The 12,738-nt window shown below is 67.3% G+C and carries 12 protein-coding genes; 6 read left to right on the plus strand and 6 right to left on the minus strand.

Going from position 1 to position 12,738, the window contains the following annotated elements; translation table 11 throughout:
• Positions 1–49 precede the first annotated feature (49 nt).
• Genes ALI144C_RS25935 through ALI144C_RS25945 form a run of 3 tightly spaced genes read right to left on the minus strand, consistent with a single transcriptional unit; the run spans position 50 to position 2,933 of the window.
• The gene (locus ALI144C_RS25935; protein ID WP_076989773.1) at positions 50–733 is read right to left on the minus strand and encodes a DeoR/GlpR family DNA-binding transcription regulator; all 684 of its coding nucleotides are present in this window, start codon (positions 731–733) and stop codon (positions 50–52) included.
• Positions 730–1,749, minus strand: a complete 1,020-nt coding sequence (pdxA, locus tag ALI144C_RS25940) for a 4-hydroxythreonine-4-phosphate dehydrogenase PdxA (protein WP_076989774.1) — start codon at positions 1,747–1,749, stop codon at positions 730–732. The genes ALI144C_RS25935 and pdxA overlap by 4 nt, the downstream gene beginning before the upstream one ends.
• Positions 1,746–2,933, minus strand: coding sequence for a four-carbon acid sugar kinase family protein (locus tag ALI144C_RS25945; RefSeq protein WP_076989775.1), 1,188 nt, complete (start codon positions 2,931–2,933; stop codon positions 1,746–1,748). The genes pdxA and ALI144C_RS25945 overlap by 4 nt, the downstream gene beginning before the upstream one ends.
• A 111-nt stretch (positions 2,934–3,044) precedes the next feature.
• Between ALI144C_RS25945 and ALI144C_RS25950 the strand changes: the two genes are divergently transcribed.
• Both ALI144C_RS25950 and ALI144C_RS25955 read left to right on the plus strand, forming a co-directional pair.
• Positions 3,045–4,868 carry an Hsp70 family protein gene (locus tag ALI144C_RS25950; protein ID WP_076989776.1) on the plus strand — a complete coding sequence of 608 codons (1,824 nt, stop codon included), beginning with the start codon at positions 3,045–3,047 and terminating at the stop codon, positions 4,866–4,868.
• Complete coding sequence (locus tag ALI144C_RS25955) at positions 4,849–5,628, plus strand: GNAT family N-acetyltransferase (protein WP_202819062.1); 780 nt, start codon at positions 4,849–4,851, stop codon at positions 5,626–5,628. Before ALI144C_RS25950 ends, ALI144C_RS25955 begins: the two co-directional genes overlap by 20 nt.
• A gap of 51 nt (positions 5,629–5,679) precedes the next feature.
• On the opposite strand, the gene ALI144C_RS25960 is transcribed toward ALI144C_RS25955, so the two are convergent.
• Complete coding sequence (locus ALI144C_RS25960) at positions 5,680–6,108, minus strand: YciI family protein (protein WP_076989778.1); 429 nt, start codon at positions 6,106–6,108, stop codon at positions 5,680–5,682.
• A 173-nt stretch (positions 6,109–6,281) separates the two neighbouring features.
• On the opposite strand from ALI144C_RS25960, the gene ALI144C_RS25965 reads away from it, so the two are divergent.
• The 3 genes from ALI144C_RS25965 to recX all read left to right on the plus strand — a co-directional run bounded on the left by ALI144C_RS25965 (position 6,282) and on the right by recX (position 9,472).
• The gene (locus tag ALI144C_RS25965; RefSeq protein ID WP_076989779.1) at positions 6,282–6,476 is read left to right on the plus strand and encodes a DUF3046 domain-containing protein; all 195 of its coding nucleotides are present in this window, start codon (positions 6,282–6,284) and stop codon (positions 6,474–6,476) included.
• Between the two features lie 141 nt (positions 6,477–6,617).
• Positions 6,618–7,661 carry a recombinase RecA gene (recA, locus tag ALI144C_RS25970; RefSeq protein WP_076989780.1) on the plus strand — a complete coding sequence of 348 codons (1,044 nt, stop codon included), beginning with the start codon at positions 6,618–6,620 and terminating at the stop codon, positions 7,659–7,661.
• 1,043 nt (positions 7,662–8,704) lie between these two features.
• Positions 8,705–9,472: a recombination regulator RecX gene (recX, locus tag ALI144C_RS59150; RefSeq protein WP_083753384.1), complete on the plus strand. Its 768-nt coding sequence runs from the start codon at positions 8,705–8,707 to the stop codon at positions 9,470–9,472.
• Between the two features lie 42 nt (positions 9,473–9,514).
• On the opposite strand, the gene eda is transcribed toward recX, so the two are convergent.
• The gene (eda, locus tag ALI144C_RS25985) at positions 9,515–10,144 is read right to left on the minus strand and encodes a bifunctional 4-hydroxy-2-oxoglutarate aldolase/2-dehydro-3-deoxy-phosphogluconate aldolase (protein ID WP_076990054.1); all 630 of its coding nucleotides are present in this window, start codon (positions 10,142–10,144) and stop codon (positions 9,515–9,517) included.
• 8 nt (positions 10,145–10,152) lie between these two features.
• Positions 10,153–12,000 (minus strand): phosphogluconate dehydratase, encoded by a 1,848-nt coding sequence (gene edd / locus ALI144C_RS25990; protein ID WP_076990053.1) that lies wholly within the window; start codon positions 11,998–12,000, stop codon positions 10,153–10,155.
• Between the two features lie 378 nt (positions 12,001–12,378).
• On the opposite strand from edd, the gene ALI144C_RS54635 reads away from it, so the two are divergent.
• The gene (locus tag ALI144C_RS54635; protein WP_143230865.1) at positions 12,379–12,597 is read left to right on the plus strand and encodes a hypothetical protein; all 219 of its coding nucleotides are present in this window, start codon (positions 12,379–12,381) and stop codon (positions 12,595–12,597) included.
• Positions 12,598–12,738 lie beyond the last annotated feature (141 nt).

Raw genomic sequence — 12,738 nt, forward strand, 5'->3', positions numbered from 1 at the left:
GCCGGAAGACTTCGATGTAGTCGGCCAGTTCGGGCCAGCCGCCGGAGCCTCAGATCGCAGACGAGTCCGTCAGCACGGTGTGCGTCCTGTCCAGGGGAGTCCAGTAGGGGAAAGGTTCCTGACCGATTTTGGTGTGATCAACCAGGACATATGCGTGCCGTGCGCTGTGCAGCATCGCGTGTTTCAGGTGTGCCTGGTCCAGGCTCGGCGAGCACAGACCTCGGTCCGTGCTCAGGCCGTCCGCGCCGAGGAAGACGCGGTCCGCGCCGATGTGCCGCAGTTGTTCGATGGCCGTCGCGCCGACGATCGAAGCGTTCGGCTGCCGCATCCGTCCGCCTAGGACGATCAGGTCCACGGTCGTGCTCTCGGCCAGCGCGGTGATCGCTGTCAGACCGTTGGTGACCACGGTCAGATCGCGGTGCGCGAGGTGGGCGGCGAGTCGTCCGGTTGTCGTGCCCGCGTCGAGGACGACGATCTCGCCGTCCTCGACCATAGCCGCCGCCTTCAGCGCGATCTCATCCTTTTCGGTGACGTTGCGGGTGTCCTTCTCCCGGACACTTCGCTCCACAGCGCCGCCGTACGTCCGCACGATGTGGCCGTCGCGTTCGAGCGCGGTGAGGTCACGGCGGATCGTGGAGGGCGACACCTGGAACTGGTCCGCCAGTTCGCTGATGTGCCCGGATCCGCCGCGCACTTCCCGCAACAGCCTCGCCCGGCGTTCACGTGCGCTCATCTGCCGGGATACGCCTCACGTAGCCGGGGCGCGTAGGGCGCCAGATCGACGGCTGCGCGGAACGCCGCGACCATCGTGCCGTGTTCGGCCCGGCCGGTCCCGGCTATGTCGAACGCCGTGCCGTGGTCCACTGACGTACGCAGAATGGGCAGGCCGACAGTGACCGACACCGTGCCGTGGAAGTCGACGGTCTTCGACGCGATGTGTCCCTGATCGTGGTACAGCGACAGGACGCCGTCGTAGCGTCCTTCCAGACCTTGGTGGAACACGGAATCCGCTGGGATCGGGCCTGCGACGTCCAGGCCGTCGGCCTTCGCCGCCTCGACGGCGGGCGCGATCGCGACGATCTCCTCGTCGCCGAACTTGCCGCCCTCGCCGCCGTGCGGGTTCAACGCGGCGACCGCCAGCCTGGGGGACTCGTTGCCGAACACGCGCAACGCCGTGTACGCCTCGCGGATCGCGTGCTCGATGTTGGGCCTGGTGATCTGCTCGACCGCCTGGCGCAGTGACAGATGCCTGGTCGCGAAGAAGATCCGCAGACCGCGGACCCAGAACATGGTGTTGAACCGGTCGGACCCGGTCAGTTCGCCGAGCATCTCGGTGTGCCCGAGGTGTTTCGACCCCGCCGCCCAGATCGATTCCTTGTTGATCGGGGACGTGACCACGGCGTCCACCTCGCCACGCAGCGCCGCCCTCGTCGCCTCCTCGATCGCGGCGACAGCGGCCTTGCCCGCCGTGGCGTTCACCTCGCCCCACGGCAGGTCGCCCGGTGCGATGCCCAGGTCGAGAATGTCGATCGTGCCTGGTTCGAATTTCGCGTCGGCGACCGACGACACGGCGTTGACCTCCGCGTCCAGGCCGAGTACCTCGATCGCGCGGCGCAGGACGGGCGCGTCGCCGACCGCGAGCGGACGGGCGGTGTCCGTGGCCTCCGGCGCGGCGAGCGTCTTCGCGGTGATCTCCGGTCCGATCCCGGCCGGATCCCCGAGCGTCACCGCGAGCACGGGCTTGGTCATATGGTTCCTCTCAGCCGTTCGATACAGGCGACCGCCGCGGCGTGGTCCCCGATCAGGCCGCCCTTCGTGGCGAACGGCAGCCCGTTGAACGGGCCACCGGCGAGCCTGCCGACCACAGCCAGCGGTACCACCTCGTCGTCGATCACGAATCCATCCGTGTCCAGTGCGGCCGTGATCGCCGTGGCGATGTCGCCACCGGTGGCGTACAGGCCACCGATCCTGTGCCGCGTCAGGATCTGCCTGGTGATCTCGGCAAGGACGCCCGGCAGTCGCGCCGCGAGTTCCCTGTCGAGCGCGGCCGCCATGGTGCGCACGCCGACCACGTCGAGATCCTGGCCGAGCAGGTCGCCGACTGCGGCGGCCACGTCCTCGGGTACTTCGGCGCCGGTCACCGTGATGTACCTGGCGCCCAGCGTCTGCTCGGTTTCCTGAACCTGGTCGGCGGTGAGGCCGGTGATGCTGCCGACCACGGCGAGCACCGGCGGCCTCGGCTGGTCGCCGGGCGCGATACCCAAAGCCGCGGCGAGCCGGACGCCGAACGGGCCGGAATCCACCGACAACCACACTTTCGACACCTGTGCCGCCGCCTCGGCGATCACCCGAAGGTGTGCATTGCGAGTCGCGTCGCAGACGACGATCTCACTGTCCGTGCGCAACGCCTCCGCGACCGCTTCGACCCCTTGTTCCACCACATCCAGCGGAATCTCACTGATCGACCGAGCGGTTCCGGCTCTGAGGATCGTGGCCACGCGGGACGATTTCACCGGATTGAGTGCATCTCGTCCGGCTGCCGTCTGCGCGACCGGCACACCGTCGACGAGGTGCAAGCCACCCACGGTGACTCGTCCGGCATCGGGGAACGCGGGGACGACGAGCGCACGCGCGTTCAGTGCCTCGATGGCCGCGTCTGTCTCGGCTCCGACGTTGCCTCGCAAGGTCGTGTCCACGCGCTTGACGACGAGAGGTACGTCACCCACTGCCTCGATCGTCGCCCGCACCGCCGCTCGAGCCTCGTCGGGCGCGGCGTGCCGGTTGCCCAAGTTGACCACGAGCGCCTCGATGTCCGGCAACGCGCTGTTTCCCTGCACGGTCATGGCGCGCATGCCGAACCGGGCGAACAACGCGCCGGTCGCGTTGCTGCCGGTCAGGTCGTCGCCGATCACCAGGACACGGAGTGTGCTCATTCTGAGCATTCATCGTGCTCGGAATGAGCAGAAAGTCAACCCGGACCCACCCGTACCCGTCGGCATGGCACCATCTGGGCCGACCAGCCGGTCACATCAAAGGGGAGATCAGTGCGCGTCCTGTCAGTTGACCTCGGCACGTCGAACACCGTCGCTGTGCTGTCCGCCCACGGACGTCCGCCTCGTGTGGTCGAGGTCGACGGCTCCGCCACCATGCCGTCCGCGGTCTTCGCCGGTGAGGACGGCAACCTGCTGGTCGGCAGGGACGCCGAACGCCGGGCCCGACTGGATCCGTCGCGGTTCGAGCCCAACCCCAAACGCCGGGTCGACGAGGGCACCCTCCTGCTCGGTGACACGGTCGTGCCGGTGACCGACGCGCTTGCCGCCGTGCTGAGCCGCGTCGGCGAAGAGACATCACGGCAACTCGGCGGCGCGAAGCCGGACGAGGTGCGCCTGACACACCCCGCGCAGTGGGGTCCGACCAGGCGAAACGTCCTGATGGCTGCGGCCAGGCTTGCCGGACTCGGCAACAACCTCCTGCTCGTGCCCGAGCCCGTGGCCGCGGCAGCGCACTTCGCCTCGTTCCCCGGGCAGTCGCTGGCGCCGGGAAAGGCGCTCGCGGTCTACGACCTCGGCGCGGGCACGTTCGACATCGCCGTGGTCGGCGCGACGCAGACCGGCTTCACCGTTCTCGCCGAGGACGGCCTGCCCGACCTCGGCGGCCTTGACGTCGACCAGGCCATGCTCGAACACGTCGGTCGCGAGGTGTCCCACCGCGACCCGGCTCGTTGGCAGCGGCTGCTGCGCCCGGAGACGACAAGCGACCGCCGCGCGCAGCGTTCGCTGCGTGAGGACGTGAAAGCCGCGAAGGAAGCGTTGTCCCGGCACCCGCAGACAGAGGTGCCGATGCCCGAGCCGTTCGACGACGTGCTCGTCACGCGGGCCGAACTGGAGGCGCTGGTCCGGCCGAACCTGCTGCGCAGCGTGGAGTTGCTCGCCGCGACGATCCGGTCGACCGGGATGACGCCCGACCGGTTGCTCGGCATCTACCTCGTCGGCGGATCGAGCCGGATGCCGCTGGTCGCCCAGCTGATCGCCGAGCAGTTGCGTGTCGTGCCCACGAGCCTTGACCAGCCGGAAACCGCCGTGGCGCTCGGTGCGCACCACGTGCCGCACGAAGGCATCAGCGCCCGCACCCAGACGCAGAACGTGCAGAGCGCGCTGAGCGAGGACCAGCCGACCGCGACGATGTCGCCGGTCCGCGCGAACTACCGGCCGCCCACGTCGCCGAGCGGGGGTTTCCCTGCGCAGCAGGCCCCGGCGCCCCCGGTGCCCGCGCCGTTGCCGAGCAACTTCCCGACCCTGACGCCCGCCGCCTCGAAGAAGAAGCCGGACCGCAAACTGCTGATCGGCGGGGGCGTGCTCGTCGTCGTGCTGGCCGTGGTGGCTGGCTTCTTCCTGCTGCGGGGCGGCGGTGGCGCTTCGGCCGCGGACTGCGGAACAGTGGGGGAGAAGGACGACAAGGGTTTCACCAAGTGCCTACGGCAGCTCGCCGGGACCGTGCCGGACAACAACGCGTGCAAGCCGGGCGTGGAGAGCAGCGGCCTCGACGCCGCCGCCGGGTTGAGCGCGACGTGCACGCTGAGCCAGGACTACCAGGTCTCGTACCTGCAGACCTCGTCGAACGACGACGCGACCAAGCAGGCGCAGCTGGTGATCGGGTCGCTCGGCGGCGACATGGTCCAGGCCGACTGGGCGGGCAACGGACTCAGCGGTGAGTACCGCGCGGCCATCAGCGGCGGGACCGGCAAACTGGTCTTCACCGTCAAGGACAGGCCGGTGATCGGCGTGCTGAGCAAGGTCCAGCTGCGCGACGCCGGCTCACCCGACGACATCGCGAACTACTGGGAGAGGAATGTCCAGCCCGGCACTTGATCGGATGATCGCCAACTTCGTCGCGCACTCGTCGCACCTGCACCTGCGGACCGACGGCATGACCGTGGCGCGGTCCGACGACGTGGTGGTCGCGAACGGCGACGTGGGCGACGACACGTTCAACATCATCACCCGGGCCCGGTTCTCCGAGTCCGATGTCGACGAGCGGATCGCCGAGACGGTGTCCTCCGTGGACGGCGCCTTCTCGTGGTGGGTCGATCCGGAGTCCACGCCCGGGTCGTTGTCGGAGCGCATCGCCGCGGCCGGTTATCCCGCGCACGACCCGGAACCCGGCATGGTCGCGGCGCTGTCCGCGTTGCCGGCGTGCACGTCCCCGGACGGGTTGGAGATCCGGCGGGTGACCACGCCTGACGAACTCGCGGACTACGCGGTCGTGGTCGCCGCGAACTGGGATCCGCCCGCGCCCGGCGTCGTCCGGTTCTACTCGCGTGTCACCAAGGCCGCGTTGGATCCCGGGTGCCAGGCTCGCTACTTCGTCGGCTACCGCGACGGTTCGGCGGTGTGTGCGGCGGAAGCCTTCCTCTCGCACGAGGTCGCCGGGATCTACAACGTCTCGACCCTGGTCGGCCACCGGCGCCGTGGGTTCGGTCGCGCCATCACCCTCGCCGCCTTGCACGCCGCGCGGGCCGAAGGCTTCGACACGGCCGTGCTGCAGGCGTCACCCGACGGGCAGCCGATCTACCGCGCCCTCGGATTCACCGAGTTGGGGACGTTCGTCGAACACAGCATCACCGCCTGACAGTGCTTCGCTGCGCTGTGGACGTGCAGCCGCTGCCGGACTGAACCGCCGTCACTGGTTGTCGGCGATCTGCTCCCTGAGCTTGTCCTCGCCTTCCCTGAGCTCGTCGGTGTAGGTCTCGGCGAAGTCCGCGGCGGCCTCGACGACCTGGCGGACCTCGAGGTTGGTCTCGATGTGCGGTGGGCTCGGCACCCGGCCGGCCCAGTCGATCGCCTCCTCGAGCGAGTCGGCCCTGATCATCCAGAAGCCCGCGACGAGCTCCTTGGACTCGGTGAAGGGGCCGTCGGTGATCGTGGTCTTGCCGCCGGACAGCTGCACGCGTGCGCCCTTGGCGCTGTCCAGCAGGCCCTCGGCGCCGAGCAGGATGCCCGCGTCGGCCATCTCCTGGTTGAACCGCGCCATCGCCGCGAACTCGGCCTCCGTCGGCACACGGCCCGCGTCGGTCTTCTCGTCCGACTTGATGATGATCATGAAACGCATGACTCGTCCAGCTCCGATCTCGCCTCGCCCGCGACGGTACTACCGCTTGCGGTTGTTGCGCAGCCAGAAGACGATCACGACCAGTGCTGCGATCACACTGGCGAAGGACAGGACCCACAGGCCCGCCGACTCGAGTCCACTGGGTGGTTGCACGCTCATTAACCTAGTCGTCGATGCGTACTACGGTCTTCCGCAACCTGATGGCAGACGAGTTCGGCGCGGTCCGCGCCGCGATGCTCGCCCGTGACCACGTGCTCGGCGCGCTCGGCGGCCGCACCGTCGACCAGGCCCTCGATGCGGGTGTCGAACCGAAGGAGATCTGGCGCGCGGTCTGCGACGACTTCGCGGTCCCGCCGGAACGGCGCTGACCGGCGTGTCGCCGGAACGGGTCGAACACGTGTTCGCTACGATGGCCCCGCACCGGGATCGGCGGTCCCCCGAAATTGTCGGTCCCCACCCGTAGCGTCTCCTCCGACATAGACCGCTCGAACCAACGAGGTGGACTTCAGATGGCACCAGCAGCACCCGACCGGGGCAAGGCCCTCGAGCTCGCCCTCGCCCAGATCGACAAGCAGTACGGCAAGGGCTCGGTCATGCGCCTCGGGGAAGAGGTGCGTGCTCCGATCAAGGTCATCCCGACCGGATCCGTCGTCCTGGACGTCGCACTCGGGATCGGTGGCTACCCCCGTGGCCGGATCGTCGAGATCTACGGCCCGGAATCCTCCGGTAAGACGACCGTCGCCCTGCACGCCGTGGCCAACGCCCAGAAGGCAGGCGGCATCGCCGCGTTCATCGACGCGGAGCACGCGCTCGACCCCGAGTACGCCAAGGCGCTCGGTGTCGACACCGACGCACTCCTGGTCTCCCAGCCGGACACCGGTGAGCAGGCGCTGGAGATCGCGGACATGCTGATCAGGTCCGGTGCGCTGGACATCCTGGTCATCGACTCGGTCGCGGCGCTCGTGCCCCGCGCCGAGATCGAGGGCGAGATGGGTGACAGCCACGTGGGTCTGCAGGCCCGGCTGATGAGCCAGGCGCTGCGCAAGATCACCGGTGCGCTGAGCAACTCCGGCACCACCGCGATCTTCATCAACCAGCTGCGTGAGAAGGTCGGCGTGATGTTCGGCTCGCCGGAGACCACCACCGGTGGCAAGGCGCTGAAGTTCTACGCGTCGGTCCGGCTCGACGTGCGCCGCATCGAGACGCTGAAGGACGGCGGCGAGCCGGTCGGCAACCGCACCCGCGTCAAGGTCGTCAAGAACAAGGTGGCCCCGCCGTTCAAGCAGGCCGAGTTCGACATCCTCTACGGCATGGGCGTCAGCCGTGAGGGCTCGCTCATCGACATGGGCGTCGACCAGGGCATCCTGCGCAAGTCCGGCGCCTGGTACACCTACGAGGGCGACCAGCTCGGGCAGGGCAAGGAGAACGCCCGCCGGTTCCTGCGCGAGAACCCGGACGTCGCCAACGACATCGAGAAGCGCATCCAGGACAAGATGGGGATCGGCCCGAAGCTTGACGCCGAGGAAGCGGCGCCCGCCCCCGTCGACTTCTGATGCGGGAGCCAGAGCCAGCTGGCGATTTGACGTGGCTCGAGGACTGGGTGACAGACCAGCGAGCCCAGGCACCGGCGGACCCGAGTATCGACCCTTGGGCCGGGGAAGAACCGACCCCGCCGGCGCCGACACATCCCGCACACCGGCCTTCGGAACCAGACGTGGCCCCGAAGGCCGGGCGGGATGCCCAAGAAAGCACCGAGTCGGCTGCCGAACCGACCAGCCGGACTCCGCATACCGGGCACGCATCTCCCCCCGAAGCCCAGCTCGAGTCCCAGGTGGCCGACGCGGCTGGAGAGCTTCCAGTAGCTGCTGGAAGTGAGCTTCATGGAGAACAGCAGCCTGCTGGTGTGGTTGCTGGAGGTGCGGTGTCTGTGCCTCGGCGCGGTTCTTCTAGTGGGGTTTGGTCAGGTGGGTGTGATTCTCTGAGGGGTGATGGGGCAAGCGGGTCTTCAACGGCTGCTGGCACTGGGTCTCGGGGGGAACAGTGGTCTGGTGGCGTGGTTGCCGGAGGTGCGGTGTCTGTGCCTCAGCGGGCTTCCTCCGGCGAGGTTGGATCCGGCGCGGATGATCTTCGGACGGCTGATGCGACCGCAGAGACTTCGGTAGTGGGCACTGAGCCTCGTGGTGAACAGGTTTCCACTGTGGATGTGGTTGTCGGAGAGGCGTCGCCTGTACTTTCGCGCAGTTCCTCTGGTGAGGTTCGACCAGATGGGTTCGATCCTCAGAGGAGAGATGTGACCGGCGGGTCTTCAACGGCTCCCAGCAGTGATTCTCGCGACGGAGATCGAGTTGCCGGTGATACCGGTGTGGTCGGGGAGTGGCGGCCTTCTTCGTCTTCGCGTGTTGCTCAGTTGGATGCACTGCGGGCTCGGATGGCGGAGGTTTCCGCTGGTCTTCCCGCAGGGCCTCGCGGCGGGGCTCGTGGTGATCATGAGGCTGGCGAGCGGGCTGTTCGCGGGGAAGGTGTGGTCCCTGCGGGCTCGGAGTCGGTGCGTGGTTCGTCTTCGCCGAGTACGCGGTTGGATGAGCTGCGCGGTCGGATGGCTGAGGTGTCTGGTGATGCGTCGGGGCGGCGTTCTGCTTTGGCTGGTTCGCGTCGTCAGCGGGGACGTGCTTCCGCAGAGGCAGGTTCAGGGCACGTCGATGATGCGGCCGTTGATCCGTTTGAGCCGTCGCCATCGCTGTCGTCGGGTGATGGTGGTCGTCGTCGGGGGCAGTCGCGGCGGGGGCGGTGGGCATCTGGGGACGAGGCCGTTGGGCGAGGGGACGAGCGTCGTCGGGAGCGCAAGACTCAAGGCGCTGGTCCTGAGGGCGATCCTGAGGCTTATGCCAAGGATCTCTGTTTGACCTTGCTCACCGCTCGGCCTCGTACTCGGGCTGAGTTGTACAAGGCCTTGGTGGGGAAGGATGTTTCGTCTGAGGTTGCTGAACGGGTGCTGGGCAGGCTCGATCAGGTCGGGCTGATCGATGACAAGGCTTTCGCTGAGATGTGGGTTCGCTCACGCCACACCTATCAGGGGGTGGGGCGTAAGGCGTTGAGTGTCGAGCTTCGTCGTCGTGGTGTTGACAACGACACTGTTGCCGAGGCTGTTGCCGCTGTCGACGAGGAGGCCGAGGAGGAACGGGCGCGCCTGCTCGTGCGCAAGAAACTGCCTTCCATGCGGTCCGCCGATCAGCAGACCAAGGTTCGCCGCCTCGTCGGCATGCTTGCCCGCAAGGGTTACAGCCAGGGTTTGGCCTACCGTGTCGTCAAGGACGAACTGGCCAACGTGGGCGATGAGACCGATCTCCTGGACACCATCGAGTGAACCTCGTTGGGCTGGCAGGTGTGGGGCTGCGACCATGTGGTGTCAGGCGGGCCGGAGCGCCGCCGTTGCTTGAGCCAGGTCCTTGACTCGTTCGAAGTCGTTGTCCAACAGAGCGAATTTCGGAACGAGCCAGGAACCGCCAACACAGCCGACGTTCGGCAGCGCCAAGTACTTCGGTGCTGTGTCCACTGAGATTCCACCCGTCGGACAGAACCGCAGCCCTGGCAACGGGCCACCGAGTGCTTTCAGATAATCCACGCCACCGGACGCTTCCGCCGGGAAGAACTTCAGTGCCGTCAGGCCGCGCTCCGCCAACCGCATGGCCTCGGTCACCGTGCTTGCTCCCGGCAGGAACGGCAATCCCGTTGCCTCGCAGGCGTCAACCACACTTTCGGTTGAGCCTGGTGTCACCAGGAAGGACGATCCCGCTTCCGCCGCCTGCGCTGCCAGCGCCGCCGAGGTCACCGTGCCCGCACCGACGAGGATGTCGGGGACTTCCTTGCTGATCCGCTGGATTCCCTCCAGCGCCACCGGTGTGCGCAGTGTCAGCTCGATCACCGGCACTCCGCCTGCCAGCAGGGCCTGCGCGACCGGGACCGCGTGATCGACGTCGTCGATCACCACGACCGGGATCACCGGTGACAGGTCGAGCACTTCTTCCGCCGTGATCAAACGGGTGGTCAAGCCAGCTCCCCAATCGAAGTCAACTGTCCTGGGAACACCGTAGCGCCGTGTTCGGCCGGACCGACAGCGTTGCGCAATGCGGTGAACAACTCACGTCCAGTGCCTTCCCACGCCGACGGCACCGCTGCCACAACAGGCCGCTCAGCGAACTCCGCCGGGTCCGTCAGGACATCCAGCCTGCCTTGTTCGGCGTCCAGGCGGATCACGTCGCCGTCGCGCAACCGGGCGAGCGGCCCGTCGGCCACCGATTCGGGTGAAACCTGGATCGCCGCGGGCACTTTGCCGGACGCACCGGACATCCGTCCGTCGGTGATGAGCGCGACCTTGTGGCCACGATCCATCAGCGCGCCCAGCGCGGGCGTCAAGCCGTGCAGTTCCGGCATCCCGTTCGCCTTCGGCCCCTGATTGCGCACGACCACAACGACATCGCGGTTGAGTTCACCCGCACGGAAAGCCTCGGACAACTGGTCCTGGCTTTCGAACACGCGCGCCGGTGCTTCTACGACCCAGTTCTCGTGCTGGACAGCGCACACCTTGATCACCGCGCGCCCGAGGTTGCCCGACAACATCCGCAGCCCGCCGTCCGGCTCGAACGGGTCGTCGACATCGCGCAGAACCGTCGTGTCGAGACTGTCCGTGGGACCGTCGCGCCAAATCAGCTTTCCGTTTTCCAGCACCGGTTCCTGACGGTAGAGGTCCAGGCCACCACCCGCCACCGTCCGCACGTCCCGGTGCAGCAAACCGGCGTCCAGCAAGGTGTTCACCAGGAACTGCACGCCACCGGCGGCCTGGAAGTGGTTGATGTCAGCGCTCCCGTTCGGGTACACGCGCGCCACCAACGGCACCACAGCTGAAAGATCCGCGAAGTCGTCCCAAGTCAGCTGGATTCCTGCGGCAGCGGCGATCGCAGGCAGGTGCAACGTGTGGTTGGTCGACCCGCCAGTCGCCAACAGCGCCACAACGCCGTTGACAACGGCCTTCTCGTCAACGATCTCGGAGATCGGCGTGTACTGCCCGCGTGTTTGCGTGAGCCGCACGACCTGACGGCCCGCTTCCTCGGTCAGCGCACGGCGCAGCGGGGTGTGTGGGTGCACGAAGCTCGCGCCTGGCAGATGCAGACCCATCACTTCGACGACCATCTGGTTGGAGTTGGCCGTGCCGTAGAAAGTGCATGTGCCAGGGCCATGGTAGGACGCGGACTCGGCGGCGAGCAGCTCCTCGCGTGTGGCCAGCCCCTCGGCGAACAGTTGCCGGACGCGGGCCTTCTCCTTGTTGGGCAGTCCTGACGTCATGGGCCCCGCGGGCACGAGAATCGATGGCAGGTGCCCGAAGGACAACGCTCCGATCAGAAGTCCCGGCACGATCTTGTCGCACACACCGAGCAGCAGGGCGCCGTCGAACATCTCGTGTGACAGCGCGATCGCCGTGGACATCGCGATGATCTCACGGCTGAACAGCGAGAGCTCCATGCCCGCGCGCCCTTGTGTGATGCCATCGCACATCGCGGGCACACCACCGGCGAACTGGGCGACACCACCAGCTTCACGCACCGAGTCCTTGAGCCAGTCCGGGTACTCGTGCAGTGGCTGGTGGGCGGAAAGCAGATCGTTGTACGACGACACGATCGCCACGCCCGGCTTGGTCAGTCCACGCACGGCCAGCCGATCCGAGCCTTCACACGCGGCGAAGCCGTGCGCGAGGTTGCTGCAGGCCATTCCTGCCCGGGCCGGGCCGTCCGTCGCCATGCCGCGCACTCGGTCCAAGTACGCCTGACGGGTAAGCGCACTGCGCTCGGCAATACGTTGCGTGACATCGCCGACGACGCGGTGAAGCTTCGTGTGCACTGCGGCCTCCCGATCGGTGATGACGGCAACGCTGGCGTCGCACACGGTGCTGACAGGTGGTGACAAGGCACAACTTAGCCACAGCCGCCCCAGGAGCAAAATCGATTAAGAAAAATCCGGGTGAGTTCAGGGGTGCGTCCGAGACGTTTGGCTCGACCCCTACGAGTGATCCAGCGGTATCGATCCAGTTACGGCGAGTGGAACGACAGGGAGTGGCCGGTCGGCTTGGCCTCGCGAAAGCGCCTCGTCCCGAGGGGGTTCAGCGGCTCGTCGAAGGTCTTCCCATGACTTGGGAGCCCGGCAAAGTCGACGGACAGCGAGACCTTCCATTGTTCGCTGTCCGGATCCTTTGGCGACAGCGACTGTGAGGTTCTTGACATGTCGTCGACCCACTCGCTGGCTCCCACATTCTGGACGGTCGACCTGTCTGGCGTAGGCGGTGAACCTCTCAACTCGGTACGCGACGACACCCATGTTTCCTTGCGTCTCTCGCTGCTCGGACTTGATGGGGCTTGCGCCGGTGCGGTGTTAGCACGAAACGGCAATGCGACGCTCGCAACGGAAAATTTGGTGGGCTACGCCGAGCGTCACGAATAGGGCGAAACGCTTTGTTGGCAGGGCCGTCAATCGAATCCAGCGCCGCGCCACGAGCTTCGTCGTGGCCGTCAACGTCGTCAGGGCGGCCGGGCTGACGAGTGTGTACACGACTGCGGCCGACGGCACCGCGAGCGTGTGGGC

Source organism: Actinosynnema sp. ALI-1.44 (genome assembly GCF_001984155.1).
GTDB lineage: Bacteria > Actinomycetota > Actinomycetes > Mycobacteriales > Pseudonocardiaceae > Kibdelosporangium.

Bases quoted from the DNA above. Each gene is read 5' to 3' on its own strand.
- ALI144C_RS25935 (WP_076989773.1), bottom strand. From the start codon at position 733: ATGAGCGCACGTGAACGCCGGGCGAGGCTGTTGCGGGAAGTGCGCGGC.
- pdxA (WP_076989774.1), bottom strand. From the start codon at position 1,749: ATGACCAAGCCCGTGCTCGCGGTGACGCTCGGGGATCCGGCCGGGATC.
- ALI144C_RS25945 (WP_076989775.1), bottom strand. From the start codon at position 2,933: ATGAGCACACTCCGTGTCCTGGTGATCGGCGACGACCTGACCGGCAGC.
- ALI144C_RS25955 (WP_202819062.1), top strand. From the start codon at position 4,849: ATGTCCAGCCCGGCACTTGATCGGATGATCGCCAACTTCGTCGCGCAC.
- ALI144C_RS25960 (WP_076989778.1), bottom strand. From the start codon at position 6,108: ATGCGTTTCATGATCATCATCAAGTCGGACGAGAAGACCGACGCGGGC.
- ALI144C_RS25965 (WP_076989779.1), top strand. From the start codon at position 6,282: ATGCGTACTACGGTCTTCCGCAACCTGATGGCAGACGAGTTCGGCGCG.
- recA (WP_076989780.1), top strand. From the start codon at position 6,618: ATGGCACCAGCAGCACCCGACCGGGGCAAGGCCCTCGAGCTCGCCCTC.
- recX (WP_083753384.1), top strand. From the start codon at position 8,705: ATGGCTGAGGTGTCTGGTGATGCGTCGGGGCGGCGTTCTGCTTTGGCT.
- ALI144C_RS54635 (WP_143230865.1), top strand. From the start codon at position 12,379: ATGTCGTCGACCCACTCGCTGGCTCCCACATTCTGGACGGTCGACCTG.